Source organism: Mycolicibacterium insubricum, from assembly GCF_010731615.1.
In the GTDB taxonomy this organism is placed as follows: Bacteria; Actinomycetota; Actinomycetes; order Mycobacteriales; family Mycobacteriaceae; genus Mycobacterium; species Mycobacterium insubricum.
Genome location: NZ_AP022618.1, coordinates 1521683 through 1542869, shown reverse-complemented (window position 1 = coordinate 1542869; position 21187 = coordinate 1521683). Strand labels below are relative to the sequence as shown.

Annotated in this window: 19 protein-coding genes; 10 read left to right on the top strand and 9 right to left on the bottom strand. The window is 70.1% G+C overall.

The genetic code is table 11. From position 1 onward, the window contains the following. Window positions 1-4: 4 nt before the first annotated feature. The 3 genes from G6N16_RS07405 to guaB are packed head-to-tail and all read right to left on the bottom strand — an operon-like array spanning window position 5 to window position 4487. Window positions 5-1729: an FAD-dependent oxidoreductase gene (locus tag G6N16_RS07405; protein WP_083031955.1), complete on the bottom strand. Its 1725-nt coding sequence runs from the start codon at window positions 1727-1729 to the stop codon at window positions 5-7. Between the two features lie 51 nt (window positions 1730-1780). Continuing rightward, on the bottom strand, window positions 1781-2920 hold the full coding sequence (locus tag G6N16_RS07400) for a GuaB3 family IMP dehydrogenase-related protein (protein WP_083031957.1): 1140 nt from the start codon (window positions 2918-2920) through the stop codon (window positions 1781-1783). A gap of 31 nt (window positions 2921-2951) precedes the next feature. Further along, entirely contained in the window at window positions 2952-4487 is a 1536-nt protein-coding gene (gene guaB / locus G6N16_RS07395; protein ID WP_083031959.1) for an IMP dehydrogenase, read from the bottom strand. Between the two features lie 93 nt (window positions 4488-4580). On the opposite strand from guaB, the gene G6N16_RS07390 reads away from it, so the two are divergent. Further along, window positions 4581-4988: a DUF5319 domain-containing protein gene (locus G6N16_RS07390; RefSeq protein WP_083031960.1), complete on the top strand. Its 408-nt coding sequence runs from the start codon at window positions 4581-4583 to the stop codon at window positions 4986-4988. Between the two features lie 5 nt (window positions 4989-4993). Here the strand turns inward: G6N16_RS07390 and G6N16_RS07385 are convergent, their stop codons facing one another. The 3 genes from G6N16_RS07385 to G6N16_RS07375 all read right to left on the bottom strand — a co-directional run bounded on the left by G6N16_RS07385 (window position 4994) and on the right by G6N16_RS07375 (window position 7452). Beyond that, window positions 4994-5995, bottom strand: coding sequence for an anti-sigma-D factor RsdA (locus G6N16_RS07385; RefSeq protein WP_083031962.1), 1002 nt, complete (start codon window positions 5993-5995; stop codon window positions 4994-4996). After that, window positions 5988-6566, bottom strand: a complete 579-nt coding sequence (locus tag G6N16_RS07380; protein ID WP_083031964.1) for a sigma-70 family RNA polymerase sigma factor — start codon at window positions 6564-6566, stop codon at window positions 5988-5990. Before G6N16_RS07380 ends, G6N16_RS07385 begins: the two co-directional genes overlap by 8 nt. 115 nt (window positions 6567-6681) lie before the next feature. Continuing rightward, window positions 6682-7452 carry a hypothetical protein gene (locus G6N16_RS07375; RefSeq protein WP_083031965.1) on the bottom strand — a complete coding sequence of 257 codons (771 nt, stop codon included), beginning with the start codon at window positions 7450-7452 and terminating at the stop codon, window positions 6682-6684. Between the two features lie 294 nt (window positions 7453-7746). Here G6N16_RS07375 and G6N16_RS07370 point away from each other — a divergent pair, with 294 nt between their 5' ends. The 8 genes from G6N16_RS07370 to G6N16_RS07335 are packed head-to-tail and all read left to right on the top strand — an operon-like array spanning window position 7747 to window position 15557. Further along, window positions 7747-8037 carry a WhiB family transcriptional regulator gene (locus G6N16_RS07370; protein ID WP_083031967.1) on the top strand — a complete coding sequence of 97 codons (291 nt, stop codon included), beginning with the start codon at window positions 7747-7749 and terminating at the stop codon, window positions 8035-8037. Window positions 8038-8049: 12 nt separating this feature from the next. Further along, a complete protein-coding gene (pnuC, locus tag G6N16_RS07365) occupies window positions 8050-8649 on the top strand; it encodes a nicotinamide riboside transporter PnuC (protein WP_083031968.1) in 600 nt (199 codons plus the stop codon). Further along, a complete protein-coding gene (locus G6N16_RS07360; RefSeq protein ID WP_234805912.1) occupies window positions 8646-9689 on the top strand; it encodes an AAA family ATPase in 1044 nt (347 codons plus the stop codon). Before pnuC ends, G6N16_RS07360 begins: the two co-directional genes overlap by 4 nt. Window positions 9690-9698: 9 nt before the next feature. Continuing rightward, complete coding sequence (locus G6N16_RS07355) at window positions 9699-11264, top strand: AAA family ATPase (RefSeq protein ID WP_083031970.1); 1566 nt, start codon at window positions 9699-9701, stop codon at window positions 11262-11264. Beyond that, window positions 11261-11875 (top strand): hypothetical protein, encoded by a 615-nt coding sequence (locus tag G6N16_RS07350; RefSeq protein WP_083031971.1) that lies wholly within the window; start codon window positions 11261-11263, stop codon window positions 11873-11875. Before G6N16_RS07355 ends, G6N16_RS07350 begins: the two co-directional genes overlap by 4 nt. Continuing rightward, window positions 11872-13584: a vWA domain-containing protein gene (locus G6N16_RS07345; protein WP_083031973.1), complete on the top strand. Its 1713-nt coding sequence runs from the start codon at window positions 11872-11874 to the stop codon at window positions 13582-13584. Before G6N16_RS07350 ends, G6N16_RS07345 begins: the two co-directional genes overlap by 4 nt. Then, on the top strand, window positions 13577-14185 hold the full coding sequence (locus G6N16_RS07340) for a hypothetical protein (RefSeq protein WP_083031974.1): 609 nt from the start codon (window positions 13577-13579) through the stop codon (window positions 14183-14185). Before G6N16_RS07345 ends, G6N16_RS07340 begins: the two co-directional genes overlap by 8 nt. Further along, window positions 14178-15557: an AMP-binding protein gene (locus G6N16_RS07335; protein ID WP_083031976.1), complete on the top strand. Its 1380-nt coding sequence runs from the start codon at window positions 14178-14180 to the stop codon at window positions 15555-15557. The genes G6N16_RS07340 and G6N16_RS07335 overlap by 8 nt, the downstream gene beginning before the upstream one ends. Here the strand turns inward: G6N16_RS07335 and G6N16_RS07330 are convergent. Further along, window positions 15503-17008: a gluconokinase gene (locus tag G6N16_RS07330; protein WP_083031977.1), complete on the bottom strand. Its 1506-nt coding sequence runs from the start codon at window positions 17006-17008 to the stop codon at window positions 15503-15505. The two genes, G6N16_RS07335 and G6N16_RS07330, sit on opposite strands and share 55 nt — an antisense overlap. 52 nt (window positions 17009-17060) lie before the next feature. Between G6N16_RS07330 and G6N16_RS07325 the strand changes: the two genes are divergently transcribed. Further along, a complete protein-coding gene (locus tag G6N16_RS07325; RefSeq protein WP_179961248.1) occupies window positions 17061-18440 on the top strand; it encodes a GntP family permease in 1380 nt (459 codons plus the stop codon). Window positions 18441-18447: 7 nt separating this feature from the next. Here the strand turns inward: G6N16_RS07325 and G6N16_RS07320 are convergent, their stop codons facing one another. Together G6N16_RS07320 and G6N16_RS07315 are read right to left on the bottom strand one after the other, a co-directional pair. Next, window positions 18448-19548, bottom strand: a complete 1101-nt coding sequence (locus tag G6N16_RS07320) for a ferritin-like domain-containing protein (RefSeq protein WP_083031979.1) — start codon at window positions 19546-19548, stop codon at window positions 18448-18450. A gap of 78 nt (window positions 19549-19626) precedes the next feature. Beyond that, window positions 19627-21078, bottom strand: a complete 1452-nt coding sequence (locus G6N16_RS07315; protein WP_083032001.1) for an FAD-binding oxidoreductase — start codon at window positions 21076-21078, stop codon at window positions 19627-19629. Between the last annotated feature and the right edge of the window lie 109 nt (window positions 21079-21187).

Below are 21187 nucleotides of genomic sequence, written 5' to 3'. Positions count from 1 at the left end.
GCGGCTACACCGGCTCGATCGGCAGCCGGCGCAGTTCGCCGGGCGCCCCGAGCGGCACGACGGGTTTCGCCGGCGCGACGGGATCCATCCGGATATACGGCTTTCCCTGCGCCGGCCGGGCGTCGTCCTCGCCCTTGTTCGGCCACAGCGAGGTGGCCCGTTCGGCCTGGGCGGTGATGGTCAGCGACGGGTTGACGCCGAGGTTGGCCGACACCGCGGTGCCGTCCATCACGTGCAGCGTCGGATAGCCGTGCACCCGCTGATAGGGGTCGATGACGCCGTGCTCGGGATCGTCGGCGATCACCGCGCCGCCGAGGAAGTGCGCGGTCAGCGGAATGTTGGCGATCTCGCCCCAGGTTCCGCCGGCGACGCCGTCGATCTTGGCGGCGATGCGCCGGGTGACCTCGTTGCCGGCCGGGATCCAGGTCGGGTTCGGCTCGCCGTGGCCCTGCTTGCTGTCCATCACCCGCACCCCCGCCTTGGTCTTGCGGGTGAACGTGGTGATCGAGTTGTCCAGGTGCTGCATGACCAGCGCGATCATGGTGCGCTCGCTCCACTGCTTCGGGTTCAGCAGCCGCATCATCCGGCGCGGGTTTTCCCGGGTCTGGTCCACCAGCTGCTTCCACCGGGGCACGTCGGTGCCCTCCGGGCCGGCGCCGTCGGTCATCAGGGTCTGCAGCAGGCCCATCGCGTTGGAGCCCTTGCCGTAGCGCACCGGCTCCACGTGGGTGTCCGGGGTGGGGTGGATCGACGAGGTGATCGCCACGCCGTGGGTCAGGTCCAGGTCGCTGCCGACCTCCAGGCGCCCCGCGCCGACGATCGACTCCGAGTTGGTCCGGGTCAGCACGCCGAGCTGGTCCGACAGCTTCGGCAGCTGGCCGGCGTCGCGCACCTTGAACAGCAGCTTCTGGGTGTTGTAGGTGCCCGCCGCGACGATCAGGTGCCGGGCGGTGAACGTCGTCTTCTTACGCCGGACCTTGCGGCCGGTCGGCACGGTCACCACCTCCCAGATGCCGTCGCCGCGCTGACTGAAGCCGGTCACCGTGGTCATCGGGAACACCTGCGCGCCGGCCGATTCGGCAAGCCCGAGGTAGTTCTTGACCAGGGTGTTCTTGGCCCCGTGCCGGCAACCGGTCATGCATTCGCCGCATTCGATGCAGCCGGTCCGGGTCGGCCCGGCGCCGCCGAAGTACGGGTCCGGCACGGTCTTGCCGGGTTCCTGCTGACCGTCGCGACCGAAGAACACCCCGACCGGGGTGCGCACGAAGGTGTCACCGCAGCCCATGTCGTCGGCGACGGCCTTCATGACCTTGTCGGCGTCGGTGATGGTCGGGTTGGTGACCACCCCGAGCATCCGCTGAGCCTGCTCATAGTGCGGCATCAGCTCGGCTTTCCAGTCGGTGATGTGCGCCCACTGCTTGTCGGCGAAGAACGGCTCCGGCGGCACGTAGAGGGTGTTGGCGTAGTTCAGCGACCCGCCGCCCACCCCGGCGCCGGCCAGGATCATCACGTTGCGCAGCAGGTGGATCCGCTGGATGCCGTAGCAGCCGAGCTGCGGGGCCCAGAGGAACTTCCGCAGGTCCCAGGAGGTGTTCGCGAATTCCGCGTCGGAGAACCGGCGACCGGCCTCCAGCACACCCACCCGATAGCCCTTTTCGGTCAACCGCAGCGCGCTGACGCTGCCGCCGAAACCCGAGCCGATGATCAGAACGTCAAAATCCGGTTCCATCCGGTCAGTATGTCCTTACCGAACGGTAACAAGCTAGATAGGACGCCCTAACTACGAGCGGACCGACAGCCCGACCTTCTGGAACTCCTTGAGATCGCAGTACCCGGCCTTGGCCATCGCCCGGCGCAGCCCGCCGACCAGATTCAGCGAGCCGAACGGGTCGTCGGACGGACCGGTCAGCACGCGCTGCAGCGACGGCCGGTCGTCGACCTCCACCTGCAGCAGCGCACCGCGCGGCAACGACGGGTGTGCGGCGGCCGACGGCCAGTACCAGCCCTGTCCCTGCGCCTCGGCGGCCGAGGCCAGCGGCGTGCCCAGCACGACGGCGTCCGCACCGCAGGCGATCGCCTTGGCCAGGTCACCGGAGGTGTGGATGTCGCCGTCGGCCAGCACGTGCACATAGCGGCCGCCGGTCTCGTCGAGGTATTCGCGGCGCGCGGCCGCGGCGTCGGCGATCGCCGTCGCCATCGGCACGCTGATGCCGAGCACCTCGTCGCTGGTGGTCACCCCGAGCGTCGACCCGTAGCCGACGATCACCCCGGCCGCCCCGGTGCGCATCAGGTGCAGCGCGGTGCGGTGGTCGAGCACACCGCCGGCCACCACCGGTACGTCCAGTTCGGAGATGAAGGTCTTGAGGTTCAGCGGCTCCCCATCGTTGGCCACCCGCTCGGCGGAGATGATGGTGCCCTGGATGACCAGCAGGTCGATCCCGGCGGCCACCAGCGTCGGAGTCAGCGCCGCCGCGTTCTGCGGGCTGACCCGCACCGCGGTGGTGACGCCGGCGTCGCGGATCCGCCCGACCGCGGCGCCGAGCAGCTCGAGGTCCAGCGGTGCGGCGTGCAGTTGCTGCAGCAACCGGATCGCCGCGTTCGGCTCGTCGGGTTCGGCGGCGGCGGCCTCCAGCACCCGGGCCAGCGCGGCCTCGACGTCGGCGTGCCGGCCGATCAGGCCCTCGCCGTTGAGCACCCCGAGCCCGCCGAGGCGGCCCAGCTCGATGGCGAACTCCGGTGAGACCAGCGCGTCGGTCGGGTGGGCGAGCACCGGGATCTCGAACCGGTAGGCGTCCAGCTGCCAGGCCGTCGACACGTCCTGGGACGAGCGGGTGCGCCGGGACGGCACGATATTGATGTCATCGAGCTCATAGGTACGACGGGCGGTGCGGCCCATCCCGATCTCGACCAGGTCGCGCATTCCGATGTGTCCTCTAGGGGGTTTCGTAGTTCTAGCGGGTGTAGTAGTTCGGCGCTTCGACGGTCATGGTGATGTCGTGCGGGTGGCTCTCCTTGAGACCCGCGGCCGTGATCCGGACGAATTGTGCCTGTTGTAACTCCTCGATGGTCGCCGAACCGGTGTATCCCATCGCCGCACGCAGACCGCCGACGAGCTGGTGGATCACCGTGTTCAGCGGGCCGCGCACCGGCACCCGGCCCTCGATGCCCTCGGGCACCAGCTTGTCCTCACTGAGCACGTCGTCCTGGAAGTAGCGGTCCTTGGAGTAGGAGCGGGCCTCGCCGCGGCCCTGCATCGCGCCGAGCGAACCCATGCCGCGGTAGCTCTTGAACTGCTTGCCGTTGACGAAGATCAGGTCCCCCGGGGACTCGGCGGTCCCGGCCAGCAGCGAGCCGAGCATGGCGGTCGACGCTCCGGCGGCCAGCGCCTTGGCGATGTCGCCGGAGTACTGCAGTCCGCCGTCGGCGATCACCGGCACGCCGTGCGGCTTGCAGGCCGCCGTCGCCTCCAGGATCGCGGTGATCTGCGGGGCACCCACCCCGGCGACCACCCGGGTGGTGCAGATGGAGCCCGGTCCCACACCCACCTTGACGGCGTCGGCGCCGGCCTCGACCAGGGCGGCCGCGGCCGCGCGGGTGGCGACGTTGCCGCCGACCACGTCGACCCGGTCGCCGACCTCGGCCTTGAGCTTGCCGACCATCTCCAGCACCGAGCGGTTGTGCGCATGCGCGGTGTCCACGATCAGCACGTCGACCCCGGCGTCGGTGAGTGCCATCGCCCGCACCCAGGCGTCGTCGCCGACGCCGACGGCGGCACCGACCAGCAGCCGGCCGTCGCTGTCCTTGGTGGCGTTGGGGTGCTGTTCGGTCTTGACGAAGTCCTTGACGGTGATCAGTCCGGTCAGCTTGCCGTTGCCGTCGACGATGGGCAGTTTCTCGATCTTGTTGCGGCGCAACAGGCCCAGCGCGGCATCGGCGGAAACCCCCTCGCGGGCGGTGATCAGCGGCGCCTTGGTCATCACCTCGGAGACCGGCTTGCGCTGGTCGGCCTCGAACCGCATGTCGCGGTTGGTGATGATCCCGACGAGTTCCCCGGCGCCGTTGACCACCGGCAGCCCGGAGATCCGGAACCGCGCGCACTTGGCGTCAACCTCGGCCAGCGAGTCGTCCGGCGAACAGGTGACCGGGTCGGTGACCATGCCGGCCTCGGACCGCTTGACGGTCTCCACCTGGGCGGCCTGGTTCTCCAGCGGAAGGTTGCGGTGCAGCACGCCCATGCCGCCGGCGCGGGCCATCGCGATGGCCATCCGGGATTCGGTCACGGTGTCCATGGCGGAGCTGACGAGCGGCACCCGCAGCCGGATCCGGCGGGTCAGCTGACTGGAGGTGTCGGCGACCGCGGGGATGATGTCGGACGCCGCGGGCAGCAGCAGCACGTCGTCGAATGTCAGGCCCAGCATCGCGATCTTGTGCGGGTCGTCCCCGCCGGTCCAGACGGTGCCGTCGGAGATCCCCTCGGCAACGGACATATGTGGAGCCCTCCCATCGGCGCTGGCGAGTCTTCATCCTATCGGCGGAGTGTTCGGTGGCGCGATGTCGGCCCGGCTGCGTAGGCTGGGCCCGTGCGCGACCATCTTCCGCCGGGTTTGCCGCCCGACCCGTTTGCCGACGACCCGATCGATCCGGCCACGGCGATGGACGACCTGGAGCCGGGTCAACCACTGGACCCGCACGAGCGCACCGCCGTCGAGGCCGACCTCGCCGACCTGGCGGTCTACGAGGCCCTGCTGGCCCACCGCGGCATCCGCGGCCTGGTGGTCTGCTGCGACGACTGCCAGCAGGACCACTACCACGACTGGGACATGCTGCGCGCCAACCTGCTGCAACTGCTGGTCGACGGCACCGTCCGCCCACACGAGCCGGCTTATGATCCCGAGCCCGACGCCTACGTCACCTGGGACTACTGCCGCGGCTACGCCGATGCCTCACTGCACGGCGCCACCACCGATAACGACGGGTTCCGCCGCTAGCCGATCTAGCCGACCGGCGGCAGGTGCAGCCCCGGGGCGGCCGTCTGATTCGGTGTCGGCCCGTGGTGCGCCGGCGGAGTCGGTTCCGGCGTCGCCTGGGCAACCTGCGGCTCCGGGCTGGCGCCGGCGGCCGTCCGCGCCGGGGGTGCCGACGTTGTCGTCGTCGGGCTCGGCGAACTCGTCGTCGTTGCCGTCGTCGACGTCTCCGATGCGCTGGAGGTCGTCGTCGTTGCCGTCGCTGAGGTCGTCGTCGAGGTCTCAGCCGTGCTCGACGTCGTCGACGTCTCGGAGGTGGTCTCCGATGCGCTGGTTGTCTCGGTGGCACTCGTCGTCTCGGTGACGCTCGTCGAGGTCTCCGGCGAGACCACCGTCGAGGTGCTCACCCCGGTGGGCAGCTGACCCGGATCGGTGGTGCTCGACGGTACCGTCGCCTCGGGGTCGCGCTGCTCGACCTTCACGTTGAGGTTGTCCAGCTCGTTCTGCAGATCGTGCTTGACGGTCTGGTTGTCGACGCTGGCCACCTTGGTGCTGAGCACCTCGAGGCGCTGCTGCGCCTGTTCCCACTGGCCGTTGTCGATGAGCTCGCGCACCTGCGCCATCTCGGTCTGGGCGGCCAGGGCCACCGCGTCGTCGCGCACCGAGTCCGCCTCGCCGAACAGCGCGGTACGCAGACCGTAGAGGCTGTCGCCCGGCCCGGCGCCGTGGATCACCGCGCCGAACCCGCCGAGACCCAGCATGACCGCGGCCACCGATCCGGCCCAGGCGCGGCCGTGCCGTGGCCGGTGGTGTTCGGCCAGGCCTTCCCGCAGCGCGGTGACGGCCTCGCCCTCGGTGACCACATCGTGGTGGCCGTGCCGGCGGACGTCGTCGCGCCAGCCCTCCAGCAGGCCGATCAGTTCCAGGTCCACCGGGTCGTTGGCCATGATGCGGCGCTCGGCGGCCAGCGCATCGAGCAGCCCGTCGGTGCGCAGGATCTCGTCGAGCGAGTCGTGTCCGAAGTCAGCCACGGTCGTATCCCGTCACCGTCATCTCGGTGCGCAGCTTGGCCAGCGCCCGGTGCTGGGCCACCCGTACCGCGCCCGCGGTGGAGCCGACGGCCTCGGCCGTCTCCTCCGCCGACAGACCGACAACCACCCGCAGGATCAGGATCTCGCGCTGCTTCTCCGGCAGTACCTGCAGCAGGGCGTCCATCCGCGCGGCGGCGTCGGAGTCGATCGCCCGCTGCTCGGGACCGGCGGTCGTGGAGAACCGCTCCGGCACCTCGTCGGTGGGGTCGGCACGGTTGCGGGCCGAAGCACGGTGGGCGTCGGCGACCTTATGCGCTGCGATGCCGTACACAAAGGCCAGGAACGGTCGTCCCTGATCCTGGTAGCGCGGCAGCGCCATCATGGCGGCCAAGCACACCTCCTGTGCGACGTCATCAGCTGACAGACCGCTGCGCTCCGCGGTTCCGATGCGGGCTCGGCAATACCGAACCACGATCGGGCGGATGGTCTCCAGCACTTCCCGGAGCGCATCTCGATCGCCGGCGACCGCTTCTGCGACCGCGGCGTCAAGACGCTCTCCTGGAATGGTCATCGACGGCGGTCTCTCCAACGTTACGAGCGGGACTTTTTCCGGCTACATGGCGAAAACCCACAATAACGGGGCGCCTGCGCGGGGTCGGGAAAGCCGCGAACGCCGCGGGCCGGCCTCAGGGGTGCCAGTGCCCGCCGCGGCTGGTGACCAGCGCGGCCGCGGTGTCGCGGATCTCGGCGATCTGCTCCGGCGGGCGGCTGCTGCCGATTCCGGCCAGCAGACTGGCGAGTGCCCAGCGCAACGGCACCAGACCATGTGTTTCGGTGTCGGTCAGCGCGGCGTCGGCCCCCTCCCGGGCGCCGTCGAGGTCACCGGCAGCGCACCGGGCCGCGGCCAGCACCACCGCGCTCTTCACCCGATGGCGCACCGATGCGAAATCGGCGGCCAGTTCGACTCCACGTTCGGCGCGCCGCAGCGCGGTGGCCCCGTCGCCGGTGGCCATCGCCAGCTCGGCGCCCACCCAGGCCAGCCGGATCGCCAGCCGCGGCACATCGTCGGTCACCGCGTCGGAGGCCTGGGCCAGCAGTGTTGCCGATGCCGCGAACCGGCCCAGCCCGAGGGCGTCGGCGGCCAGTCCGGTCAGCGCGTCGGCGCGGGCCTGCCGGTCGGTGCCGGCCAGTAGCATCGCCCGGCCGTCCAGCCCGCGGGCCAGGGCGTGGGCGCCGAGCTGGCGCAGCAGCGACGCCCGGGTGCTGTGCGCCAGCGAGCCCAGCGGCCCCGCGACACCCAGCAGCGGCTCCAGCTCGGCGTGGGCCGCCGCGTAGTGCCCCTGGCCGCCGGCGGCGACGGCGCGCAGCCAGGATTGCCCGGGTCCGTCGGCACCCGGCAGCGGCCAGTACGACGGCAGATCTCCGAACGCCGCGCGGCGCAACACTTCGGCGCTCATACAGCGCACGTTAACAGTTGTCGGCAAACACGTTACAAACGCATCAACGCGACGTTGCCCACAGAAGTCCGGCCGGTGGCCGTCGACCGATCCACCCAGGATACGACCGCGGGGCACTCCCGAAATCCGTTGACATGTCCGCACAATGATGAACGTGACGTAAATTCCTGGCCTGCGGTTATGCGATTCACCACAGCGCTTGCTCCTTGACGGCGTTTGCTGGGCCCCCCTAATTTGTGGGTATCGAGCGGTCATCGGCGACAGCACTCGTAGGCCAGATCAAAGGGGTGTCCCATGCCACAGCCGCAGCAACTACCCGGACCCAACGCCGACATCTGGGATTGGCAGATGAAGGGCCTGTGCCGAGGGGTCGATTCCTCGATGTTCTTCCACCCCGACGGCGAACGCGGCCGGGAACGCGCCGCGCGGGAGAATCGGGCCAAGGCGATGTGCCAGAGCTGCCCGGTACTGACCGAATGCCGCACGCACGCCCTGCGGGTCGGCGAGCCCTACGGCATCTGGGGTGGGCTCAGCGAATCCGAGCGGGAGCTGATGATCAAGCGCGGGGTGCGCCGCAGCGCCTGACAAGATGGCGCGGTGAGTGAATGGCTCGGCGCGCACTGGCTGGAGCTGTTCGGTTTCGTCACCGGTGCGATCTGCGTGGCACTTGCCGCGCGGCGCAGCATCTGGAACTTCCCGCTGGGCCTGCTCAACAGTTCGGTGTTCTTCGTGGTGTTCACCGGTGCGGCGCTGTATGCGGCGGCCGGGTTGCAGCTGGTGTACATCGGTCTCGGTGTCGCGGGCTGGGTCGGCTGGTTGCGCGGCACCCACCTCGATGACGACCGGATCGCCCCGCGGTCGACGCCGCGCGGTGCCGTCCTGCCGCTGGCCGCCGCCACCGTGGCGCTGACGGCCGGGCTGTGGTGGGTGCTGGACACCTGGACCGATTCCACCACCCAGCTCGCCGACGCAGCCACCACCGGGCTGAGCCTGACCGCGCAGTTCATGCTCAACAAGCGCTGGTTGCACAACTGGCTGGTGTGGATCACCGTCGACGCCGGCTACGTCGGCCTCTACCTGGCCAAGGGACTCGTCCCGACCGCGCTTTTGTACCTGATCTTCATCGGCATCGCCGTCGCGGGCTACCGCAGCTGGCGCGCGACGCTGACCCGGGAGAATGCGATGTCCGACCGGTGACCGCTCGGTACGGCCACGGCCTGGTGCTCGGCAAGTTCTACCCGTTGCACGCCGGTCACGGCGCGCTGATCCGCCGGGCCACGATGGACTGCGGGCGGGTGACGGTGCAGGTACTGGCCTCGGAGGTGGAATCCGTCTCGCTGCAGACCCGGATGGGATGGCTGCGCGAGGAGCACCCGACGGTCACCGTGGTCGGCGGCTACGACGAGGCCGAGGTCGACTACGGTTCGCCGGCGGCCTGGGACGCGCACATGCGGGTGATCTCGGCTCTGCTGGACGCGCCGGTGGACGCGGTGTTCACCGGCGACGACTACGGTGCCGAGCTGGCCCGGCGCCTCGACGCCGAGTGGGTGCGGGCCGACCGCGCGGAAATCCCGGTGTCCGGGCGTGCGGTCCGCGCCGACGTCGCCGGGCACTGGCATCTGCTGCCGGCGGCGGTGCGCCGCGCGTTGACCCCGCGGGTCGTGGTGCTCGGCGCCGAATCCACCGGTACCAGCACGCTGGCCGCCGATCTCGCCGGGGTACTGGGCACCGTGTGGGTGCCCGAGTACGGCAGGGAATACACCGAGATCCGCGCCGGCGGGCTGCACGCCCCCTGGCGCGACGACGAATTCGAGCTCATCGTCGACCGCCAGCTCGCTGCCGAAGCCGCCGCGGCGCGTCGCGCGCCGCGCCCGCTCCTGGTCTGCGACACCGACGTGCTGGCCACCGCGGTGTGGTTCGAGCGCTACCGCGGGCGCTGGCCGGCAGCGCTTTACCGGCGCGCGCTGGACCATCCCCCGCTGCTGTATCTGCTGACCGGTGACGAGATCCCGTTCGTCGCCGACGGCATGCGCGACGGCGAACACATCCGCCCGGAGATGGCGCGACGGTTCCGCGAGGTGCTGGCCGGCCAGCCGGTGCCGTGGACCGAGCTGCGCGGTGACCGGCGACACCGGCTGGCCGCGGCGGTCCGCGCCGTCGAAGCCCGGCTGCCGGAGGCGTTCCGGTTCGCCGACCCGCTGGAAATGCGTGCCGACAGCCCCCTGCCGCGCCGATAGACTCAGCCCATGGCGGACCACTGGGGGCACGTGTCGCAATCGCCGACCCGTCCGCAGGCCGCCACCGCGTCCCCGTTGACCGCCGCCGATCTGTTCGGCGAGCACCGGCCGCCGGCACCGTCGCTGGATGAGCGGCTGCGTCAGGCGTATTTCTGGATCGTCAACAACGCGGTCATCTCCCCCTTCTACGACATCGGCTTCAGCGGCGACACCGCACTGTCCGTTCCGGTCGGCGATGCCGGAGCGGCGCTGGAACTCGGCGGTGACCAGTCCTATTCATCCAATGTGCTGTTGCCGCTGCTGAGTTTCGCCGTCGGCGGCCGCTGCCTGCTGATCGGCGGCCCGGGCCGCGGCAAGACCAGCCTGGCCGTCGTGCTCGGCGTGCTGGCCGGCACCGATCCGCAGCGGGTGCGCACCGCGGTGGTCCAGGGCCAGCCCCAGTTGACGGTCAGTGATCTCGTCGGCACACCGCTGCCCAAGGACCTGATCAGCGCCGAACGCCTCGACGAGGTCCGGGTCGCCTGGCGCAACTGGCTGCGACTGCCGGTCAAGATCATCGACGAGTACAACCGGATCCCCACCAAGACGCAGTCGGCACTGCTGACCATGGTGGCCGAGGGGTACGTGGAAACCTACGACCAGTCACTGTCCACCACCGGCGACACCGGTATCGACAGTTGGTTTTTCACCGCCAACGACGACGCCGGTGGGGGCACCTTCGCGGTCATCCAGGCGCTGCGCGATCGGATGGACGTCACCGTCGCTGCGCTCGGTTTCAACTCCCGGTTCCTCGACGAGCTGATCGCCCGGGTGGAGAGCGACGAACGCCCGGAGGAGCACGTGCCGCCGGAACTGGTGCTCAGCGGACAGGACCGCCGTGACATCGCCGCCGCGATCCGCGCTGTCCCGGTCCCCGACCCGGTCCGGCGCCGCATCGAATTCTTCGTGTCGCACTTCGAGTTCGTCCAGCACGGCGGCCGCCGCTTCGAGTACCGCACCAAGGACACCGCGGCAACCGCCGGGATCGACATCGGCGAGATCATCGAACGGAACTCCGGTGCCGACCTGGAGGTCGACCCGGGTGCGCAGACCGTGACGAGCATCTCGGTGCGGGCGATCCTGGTACTGATCACCTACGCGAAGGCCATCGCCTGGTTCCGGGGTCAGGCCGAGGTCGGCGTGGACGACGTCGGCGCGGTGCTGCCGTTCGTGCTGCGGGGCAAACTCCTGCCGAACCGACGCCATCCTCGTTTCGACGGCGGCTCCGATCAGGAACTCGGCCTGGATTCGGTGAGCTGGCTGGCCGACCTGTGGGCGGACTCGAATCGTCAATTCTCCGCGCTGGGGCGGGATTCCGACGATCCGGTCGGTGCCCTCCTCGTCCAGTTCGATGCCGGGATCGATCACCTCGACGCGGTTGCGGTGGCCGGGCGGATCACCATGGTGGAGACCGAGATCCGCAGGATCGCCGACACCGGAAAGCTCTACGGCCGCGACTACGACGACCTGCTGGCACTGAAGTACCTGCATCAGCGCTACACCAACTATCGCCGCTGGCTCGACCTCGCGCGATGATCACCGCAGGCTTCGCCGTCAACGCCGGCGTCCCGGGTGCCGACGATCTTCCCGCCGACGCGCCCGCGGAGTTGCGCGACACCGTCGATCGGGTCCGCGGCTGGTCCGGGGACGTCGCTCGATACCGCTATTTCCTGTGCGCGGCAACGGGTCTTGTGCGTGACGACCCGGCGGTGCTGCGGTCGGTCGCCGTGCTGGCGGCGTGGCGCGCCGGGGTGGTGCGGCTGCGCGAGGACGCACTGTCCCGCGCCGCCGGACTATCCCCCGAGGTCACCGAGGCCGCCCTCGGACTGCCACCCGGCACCGGGGCGTCGTTTTTGGCCGGCCAAGGGCTCGACCCGTTTCACTTTCCCGGCGCCGAAGCTCTGGTCGGCGTGGCCGGCGGCTTCCGTGGCTTCGGCGGGCCCTGGCTGCAACCACCCGAGGAGGTGAGGACCACCGGGACCGGCACGGTCGAAGTCCGCACCGGATCGCAGTGGTGGCAGGTCAGTTGCGATGTGTTCGGCGCCCGTGTCCAATCGACCCCCGCACCCGCTCCGGCCGCCCCGGGGCGCCTGTTCGGGCGCATCGCCACGTCCTATCACCTGTGGTTATACCGTTGGCAGCAGTGACTTTCGCCGCCCTGAACGACACGCAGCGCCGAGCGTGGGAGGACGCACAGGCACTGTGGGGTGTGCGGCTGCACGACGCCCGCCAGGCCCCGGCCGCGGGGGCGCCCAGCTTCGCCTGGTTCAGCTTCCCGCCGTCGATCACCATCGACCCGGTGCTGGCCGCCCGTCTGGGGGTCGACACCGAACTGGCCACCGTCTTCGCCCACGAGATCGGCCACCATGTGCTGTCGCCGTCCACCCGGCGCGGCTCGCTGCTGATCACCCAGCAGATGGCCCGCGCTCTGACCGCCAGCAGTGTGGGCACGGTTACGCGGTTGGCGGACAACGCGGCGCTGGCCGCCAATCTCTGGAGCGATCTGCTGATCAACACCCGGGTCGTCGACCTGCAACGCCGCCGCAACCCCGGCGCCGAGCCCGGCATGGTGCGGCTGTGGCGCATTCTCTACACCCAGCGGCCGGATCCGCTGTTCTGGGTCATTCTCCGCGCCTGTGAGGATCTGTGGGGGCTTCCCGACGGCACCCTCTGCCCCACCGAGGTCCCGGCCGCGCCACCGCCGCGCACCGACGGGACCGAGACGATCGCGGTCGCCGACCCGGCGCTCGACTCCCGGCTGCTGGCGCGCGCCGCGCGCAGTTTCGCCAACGACCCGGTGCGCGGAGCACTGCGGTTCGGGCTGATCGCCGCGCCGTATCTGCTTGCCACAGAATCGGAATCGTCGACACTGAGCACGGTGCCGTGCGCCGGCGACGCCACTGCGGACCCGCCGACCGCCGCCGAACTCGCCGATGTGCTGCGCGACCCGCGGTTGCGGGAGTTGCCGGTGCATCCCGCGTTGGAGAGCCGCGGCGGCATCGGTGCTTCCGATGAGCCACCCGGTGCACAGGGCTACGGGCTGGCCGAGACACTCCAGTTGTACGCGACGATGCCGGTCCTCGATGTGCTCACCGCGTGGTACACCGACCGGGCACGGCCGTGGATTCGGCCGTTTCGCGAACCGGCGGGCCCGGCTCCGCAATCCTGTGATGTGCCCGGCGCGCTGGCGGTCTGGGAGGTCGACGACGACCCCGCGCTGTTGGACTGGGCGGCGACGTTTGCGGCCAGCCCATGGGTGATCCCGGGGGTGACGACCCGGCGCCGGGAGGCCGGGGAGGACGAGCCGCAGCACCGGGACGAACCGGTCGAACTGGATCTGTACATCGACTCGTCGGGATCGATGCCCCGGCCCGAGCGGGATTCCTCGGCCCTGCTGGCCGGGGCGATTCTGGTGCAGTCGGTGCTCGCCGGAGGTGGCCGGGTTCGGGTGACCTCGTTCTCCGGGCCGGGCCAGGTGGCCGGCACGCCGCGGCCGACCGCCAACCGCAGCGAGGCGATCTCAGCCCTGCTGCACTATTTCGGCCACGGCACCAGCTTTCCGCTGGACCTGCTGGCCAACCGCTACGCCCGGCCGGGCGGGGGTGTGCGCCGGCACCTCGCGGTGATCTCCGACGACGGACTGGCGTCGTTCTTCGGCGAGGGCCAGCAGGAGTACGCCGGGGTGGCCGCGGCGGTGGGCACCAAATGCGACACCGCGACGCTGATTCTGCTGGACGCTCGACGCTCCACCGCGAAGACCGCGACCGCCGCCGGCTACGACGTGGAGTACCTGGACTCGATGGCCGATGCGCCCGCTGCCTGCGCGCGCTTGGCCGAACGGATCCGTCGTGGCTGAATACCGTCCGCCCGCAGACGAATTGCCGCCGGCGCTGGCGGCCTGGTTCACCCTGGGCTACGACGAGCAGGCCCAGTGGCGGCGGCTGTCCGCCGGGCCGCCCCTTGCCGAGGTCACCGGCCGGCTCGGCGGGCTGCCGCGCGATTTCCTCGATGACCGGGTTTCGTTGCCCGCATTGGCCGCCGACGTGCTGGGCGCGCACGTGCTCGACACCCCGGAGGTCCGGGCACTGGCCGGCTATCCGGAGGCCCGTGGCGGCGCGGCCGTCGGGTTGTGGTTGGTGGCCGGTCAGCCGCTCAGCGGTCTGACCGCCGTCGCCGCACTCGGGCTGCGCCTGGCACCCGTGGTGCCGCCGGCGCGGTGGCTGGCCGAACCGGACCGCCGCGAGGAGGCCGCCCGGCTCTTCCTGCTGTGGTGCGGATACCATCCGGCCGGTGAGACACCGGAGGCGGCACAGACTTTCGCCGTCCGGCTGGACTCGCTGAGCCGCGATCGGGAGCTGGCGGTCGCCGCGGCCGAGCATCTGCACCGGATGGAGGTGCAGCGCCGACTTCGGGAACGGCGCGCCCAGGAAGCGGCGGCGAGGTACACCCATGAGTGACCCCGACGTCCCGGACCCGTTGGCACTGACCGACTATGCACACGGTGCCGCCGTCGAGCTCACCGACGCGCAGCGGTGGCCGGGCATGACAAGCACCCAAAGGCGGGTGCTCGAGGAGGTCCTGACGCATCCCGGGGCTCCGCGCTGGCGGCACCGGGCCGGCCACCGGCTCGACGCCGTGGCGGTGGCCCGGGCCCGCGAGCCGTTGTCCACCGCCGGTTGGCTCACCGACCACCTGGCGGTGGCCCGGCGGCTACCGGCCTACCGGTCCTATCCGAATCTTGTTGAGCTGAACGATTTTCCGCTGATCTCCCGCGCTGACCTGCGGGGCGATATCGCCGCCTTCGTGCCGTTGGACGCCGATCTCAGCCGGATGGTGACCGGATCGAGTTCCGGAACCACCGGCGCGGCGCTGATGATTCCCGACGATATCGAGGACGTGGCCCGAACCTTCTGGCTGCTGGTGGCACTGCTCGCCTCCCGCGGTGTCGACTGGTCCCCGGATCCGGATCGGCTGGCACTGGCACTGCTGGTCTGGCAGCGTCAGGCATTCAGCTATGCGTCGCTGATACCGGGGTTCGGTGACGCAGCGATGGCTCGGCTGAATCTGGATCCGCGGGACTGGGATCCCGATGCTCGTGACGCCTACCTGCGCCGGTGGGATCCGCAGGTACTCAGTGGCAGCCCGTCGAGCCTGGCCGCGCTGCTGGAGCGCCCGGCCGCGGCCGACCTGCACCCGCTGGCCGTGGTCTCCGGCGCACAGCACCTGGCCGCCGGGCTGCGCGCGGCGTTGCGGGACCGTTTCGGGGTGCCCGTGCTCGACATCTACGGCCTGCACGAGACGAGGCCCATCGCGGTCAGCCCCGACGGCGGGCCGTTTCGCCTGCTGCCCACCCGGATCCACGTGGAGGTCGTCGATCGCCACGGCGCACCGGTGCCGCCGGGGGAACGCGGCGAGCTCGTCGTCACCTCCGGCTGCAATCCGCTGCTGCCGCTGGTGCGTTACCGCACCGGAGACTACGGTCGGCTGGTCGATCTCGGGGATGGCTTGGCCATCGCCGATCTGGAGGGCCGCGAGGACATCGTCTTCACCGCCGCCGACGGATCCGCGGTCCCGTGTGTCGACCTCACCCAGCAGTTGCAGGACGCGGGGGCGCTGGGCTGGGTGGTCGAGCAGTCCGGCGACGAGGTGCGCACGACGGTGTGCGGCGGGGATCCGGCAGACATCGCCGCACGGCTGCGCCTGATTTTCGGGGCGACGGTGCCGGTGAACACCGTCGGCACGCTCGCCGAGCTCGGCGAGGGCAAGCCGCGGCGTTACCGGATCACCGAGTCGTACAACTCGGTGAACCGCCGCAGCAGATCGTCGTAGTACGCCCGTTCGGTGGGGTTGGGGACGGTGAGGTCGGTCTGTGGGATCCGCGCCGGCGGCGTTTCCGGAGCCAACGTCGACAGGGCGAGTACCGCGGCGCCGCGCATGGTGACCCGTTTGACGTCGACTACTTGCACCGGGAAGCCGATGGCGTGCGCGACGACCTGCATGAGGCCCGGGTAGTGACCGGTCACCCCACCGGATGCGATCACCCGCTGCACGTCGGGGTTGACCCGACGGAGCTGTTCGAAGACCCGGGCATACGAGATGGCGACGCCCTCGGCGACGCCACGCCAGATGTCGGTCGGCGTCGTCGACGAAGACATCCCGGTGATCGCGGCGCGCGCGTCGCCGGCCCAGCCGGTCGCCCGTTCGCCGGTCAGGAACGGCAGCACCAGTGGAACATTCGGCCGGGCGGGGCCGGTCAGAGCGTCGTGGATCTGTTCCGCGGTGACCGGGGCCAGGGTGGCCTGCAGCCAGTTCATCGCTCGGCCGACATCGTTGAGCGCCCCGCCGACGATGGCCTGAGATCGCGAAACGGAATAGGACCACAGCCCCGGCGGGAGTCGATCGGGTGTGCCGTCGACCAGCACCCGGATCGCCCCGGAGGTCGCCGCCGAAAGCGCAGCCGTCGTCGGAGTGTCGGCGCCCACCCCGATGTTGGAGGCGTAGCCGTCGGGGATCGCCGGGAACCACGCCGCACCGGCCAGCGCCGGCCAGTTCGCCGCCACCGCCGGTGCGACGTCGGTGATCGGCCGGTCCGGGTCGACGATCGGCGCGAACCGGTCGGCGTCGACGCCGAGCACCGCCAGCAGTTCCTCGTCGAGCGCGTGGGTGTGGCGGTTGAGCATGCCCGCCCACGCCGTCGTCGCGGTTGCGGCGCCCTCGATCCCGGCCAGCCGCGCGTAGACGTACTCCCCCAGCGACAGGAATTTCGCGGTGCGAGAGGCGATACCGGGATGGGTGTCACGCAGCCAGCGCAACCGCGCCGGGTGATAGCTGGTGTGCAGCCGAGTGCCGGTGCGCTGGTGCACACCTTCCTCGTCCAGCTGGGTGCGCAGGAGCGCCAGTTGGCCGGCCGGCCGGGAATCGGCGTAGGTGAAGCACGGCGTCAGCGCGGTCCCGGCGGCGTCCACGCAGACCAGTGAGGAGGCGAAGGTGTCCATCGCGACGCCCGCGATGACCCCCGCATCGATGCCGGCGATGGCCGCGGTGAGCACCGATGCCACCTCGCGGACGACCTGGTCGGCGTCGATCTCGGCGGTGCCGTCGGCACGTTCGGTGAACGCATGGTCGGCCTTGACCAGATGCTTCTCGATCGGCCGGGCGTACGCGTCGTAAACACAGCTGCGCGTGGAACCCGAACCGATGTCGATGGCCACCACGAACGGGGGGACGGCATCGGACAGCGGCACGGGGCGGGCCTCGGGGACGGACGTCGGCTCGGTCATCGTGCTCGATGCTAAGCGCCGCGGCCCGTCTACGACATAGGGTGAGCCGGTGATTGCCGTGGCGTCCGTCCTGGCCGAGGCGGCGAGGCCCGCCGCCGGTACCACCCAGCTGGTCGTTGCGGCGGCCGTCTCGATCCTGTTGATCGTCGCGCTCATCATCTGGGCCAAGATGCACCCGTTCTTCGCGCTGATGCTCGGCTCCGCGACGATGGCGGTCACGGCGAACGTCGGTTTCGAGGACTCGTTCACCGCGTTCACCGCGGGCCTGGGCAAGACGGTCGGTGACGTAGGGGTGCTGATCGTGCTCGGCGCGGTGATCGGCCGGTTCCTCACCGAATCCGGCGGCGCCGACGAGATCGTCGACACCATCCTGGCGAAGACGCCGGTCCGGCGGCTGCCGTGGGCGATGGCCTTCGCCGCGTTCATCATCGGCATCCCGCTGTTCTTCGAAGTCGGTGTGGTGCTGTTGATCCCGATCGTGATGCTGGTGGCCAAGCGGGCGAAACTGCCGGTCATTCTGGTCGGTATTCCGGCGCTGGCCGGCCTGTCCGCGCTGCACGGTCTGGTGCCACCGCATCCCGGGCCGCTGATCGCGATCGCCGGGTTGGAGGCGAATCTGGGGCTGACGCTGGCGTTCGGACTGCTGGTCGCCGTCCCGACGGTGGCGATCGCGGGCCCGTTACTGGCCAAGCCGATGGCCCGCTGGGTGCCGATCGGGGCGTCCGACAAGCTGCTCGGCCCTGCCGACCGCGAGCCCACCGGTCCTCGGCCGGCGTTCGGCGTGGCGCTGTCGGTGGTGCTGATGCCCGTCGTGCTGATGCTGCTGATGACGACGGTGAAGGCGACCGGGTACGCAGACCACCCGATCGGTGGGGTGCTGAAGTTCATCGGCACCCCGCTGCAGGCGCTGCTGATCACCGCGCTGTACGCGATGTGGGTGCTGGGCCTGCGGCTGGGCCGCTCGGCGAGCGAGGTCTCGGCGGAGACCGGCGCGGCGTTCGCGCCGGTGGCGTCGATCCTGCTGATCGTCGGCGCGGGTGGCGGTTTCAAGCAGACGCTGGTGGATTCCGGTGTCGGTCAGGTGATCGGTTCCGGCATCGCGAATTCGGGGATGCCGTTGCTGTTGGCCGGCTGGCTGGTGGCTGCCGTCATCCGGGTGGCGACCGGGTCCGCGACGGTCGCGACGATCACCGCGGCCGGCATCATGGCGCCGCTGGCGACCGGGATCGGCTCCACCCATCTGGCACTGATGGTGCTGGCGATCGGCGCCGGTTCGGTGTTCCTGTCGCATGTGAACGACGCCGGCTTCTGGCTGGTGAAGGAGTATTTCGGCATGACCGTCACCCAGACCTTCAAGACCTGGTCGGTGATGGAATGCGCGGTCTCGCTGGTCGGGCTGGTCGGGGTACTGCTGCTGGGTCTGGTGGTCTGATCCGGCGTCAGGCCGCGCCGGTCGCAATGATCCCGTCGACCTCGACGGCGCGGCGGGCCATCTCGGCGTGCGCCTGCTCCAGCGATTCGGCCTGGTCCTCGTCGGCCTTCATCAGGGCGTCGATGTCGATGCCGGCCATGTCGATAACCCCCATGTCGGCGAAGGCCATCTGCACCTTGGGTCCCCACAGCCCGATGTCCTTGACGATCGGCACGATGCGGCTGAACAGGTACGCCCGGAACTGGGCCATCATGGGTGCGGTGTCGACCCATTGGGCACACGCCTGGACGTCGAGGCCCAGGGTCTCGAACACCTCCTCGCCGCGGAACCGGTCGCGCATCAGGTAGCAGGCGTCGACGACGAACTCCTCGCGATCGTTGCGTTCGGAGTCGGTCAGCTCGCGGTAGTAGTCCTTGAGCGAGATGCGACCGAACGCGACGTGGCGCGCCTCGTCCTGCATGACATACGCCAGCACCTGCTTGCCCAGTGACCCCGGCGCGGCGAGGTCGCGCTGCACCCCGAACGCAGCCAGCGCCAGCCCCTCGACGAGCACCTGCATGCCCAGATACGGCATGTCCCAACGGGAATCGCGCAGGGTGTCGTCCAGCAGCGCGGTCAGGTTCTTGTTGATCGGGTAGACCAGGCCGATCTTCTCCTGCAGGAACCGGGAGAACGTCTCGACGTGCCGGGCCTCATCCATGGTCTGGGTGGCGGCGTAGAACTTGGCGTCCATGTCCGGGACCACTTCGACGATCTTGGCCGCGCACATCATCGCGCCCTGCTCGCCGTGCAGGAACTGGGAGAACTGCCAGGCTTGGGAGTGCTGGCGCATGGCGGCCCGCAGCTTGTCGTCGGCGGACTCCCACATCGGGCTGCCGAACAGCGGCAGCACCTCGTCGGGCAGCCCGAGCGGGTTCATCGGGTCGACGTCGGTGGACCAGTCAATGCGCGACTGGGCATCCCATTGCTTGTCCTTACCCTTCTGGTACAGGGAAAGCAGCCTCGCCCGGCTGTCGTCGTACTCCCAGGTGAAGCGCGTTTCGCCGGAGCACGGGACGCCCCACGAATACGATTCCGGGATTTCGGTGTATTTGTCTTTGGTGGTCATGGCCTGCCCCCTCGGCACCCGGCATGAATGTGATGCCCATCACGATCCGCTCTTTTGGGGACTTTGTCACGTGTGCCGTCAGAGGTTCAGGCCGGAGAACATGATCCGGTTCGGGTCGTACTTGGCCCGGGTGGCGCTGAGCCGGGACAGGTTCGCGCCGAAATACCGCGACGTGGGTTGGTTCACCTCGAGATAGTTCACGTAGGCGCCCACCGACGCCGAAGCGACCGCCTGGTGCGCGGTCGCCAGCCACCCGGTGGCCGCCGCCGGTGATCCGGAGGTTTCCACGTACCACTGCACCAGTGCGGAGTGCTGCCGCCACGGGAATGCCGTCGCACCCGGCGCGACGGTGGCCAGCGCTCCGTCGAGCGCGTGCATGATCACCAACGGCCGCCCGGCTCCGCTCGGGAACGCGTTGAAGGCAGCGGCGATCCCCTGCGCGGCGGCCGGGGTGATCGTCTGGAACACATCGGAGCCGCCCACGTAGCCGAGCGGCGCCGGGTTGAGGTTGTCGGCGGCGAGATACTTCACCAGGTCCAGGTGATTGAAGGTGCGAGTGTCCGTCGCGGCGGGTTGCGCCCCCACCGCCTTGGTCAGCGCGGCCGCGACGGCGCCACCGGTGCCCACCGGACAGGTCGCCAGGATCCGGCAGTCGGGATTCCGCGGGTCGTTGCCGGCGTCGACGAGCGCCCAACTGTTGCGGTCGGCGGTGCGCAGCCAGCTCTGCCAACCGAGTAGCACCTGCGGGAACGCCTGCAGCGGGTAGTGCAGGTTCACCACGTCGACGTCGCCGACCGGGAAGGTCGCGAAGGTCAGTGATGTCGTCACGCCGAAATTGCCGCCGCCACCGCCGCGTAACGCCCAGAACAGATCCGGGTTCTGCGCCGACGACGCGGTGACGGCGTTCCCGCCTGGCAGCACCACCGTCGCCGACACCAGTTGGTCGGAGAGCAGCCCGGCGTGCCGCGACGAGGCGCCCAGCCCGCCGCCGAGCGCGTGGCCACCCGCACCGACCGTCGGGCAGGTTCCGGTCGGGATCCCCCGGCCGTTCGCCGCCAATACCTGGTGGATGTCGTAGAGGTGCGTCGCCGGCGTCACCGTGACGTGGCCGGTGCCGGCGTCGTAGGCGATGTCGCCGGGCAGTTGCCGCAGGTCCAGGACCATGACGCCGTTGGCCGTCGACGCACCGACGTAGGAGTGACCGCCGCCGCGCGGTGCCACGTTGGCACCACGCTTGGCGGCGAACTCCATCGTCTTCTGCACGTCGGCCAACGAGGTCGGGGTGACGACGGCGGCCGGCTTCATACCGTCGAAGTTGGTGTTGAACACGGCCTTGCTGGCGTCGAACTGCCCGTTGTCGGGGAGTTTCACCTGCCCTTGGATGGCGTTGGAGAGCTCTGCCCAGGCGTCGGATCTCGGATCGGCGCCCGCTCGGGGCAGTCCGAAGAGCGCTCCGGCGGCCACAGCGCCCGCGGCACCCACGGCGCCGCGGAGAAATTCCTGGCGGGATATCCCGCGCGGTTCCGGCATCTTCGGATTGTTGCCCACCGTGGGTCTGGAACCGGCGCGGAAGGGGGCGCGTCCAGGTCTCGATCGCGTGAAGAATCGAAAACACCCCCGGCCCAAGCGGACCGAGGGT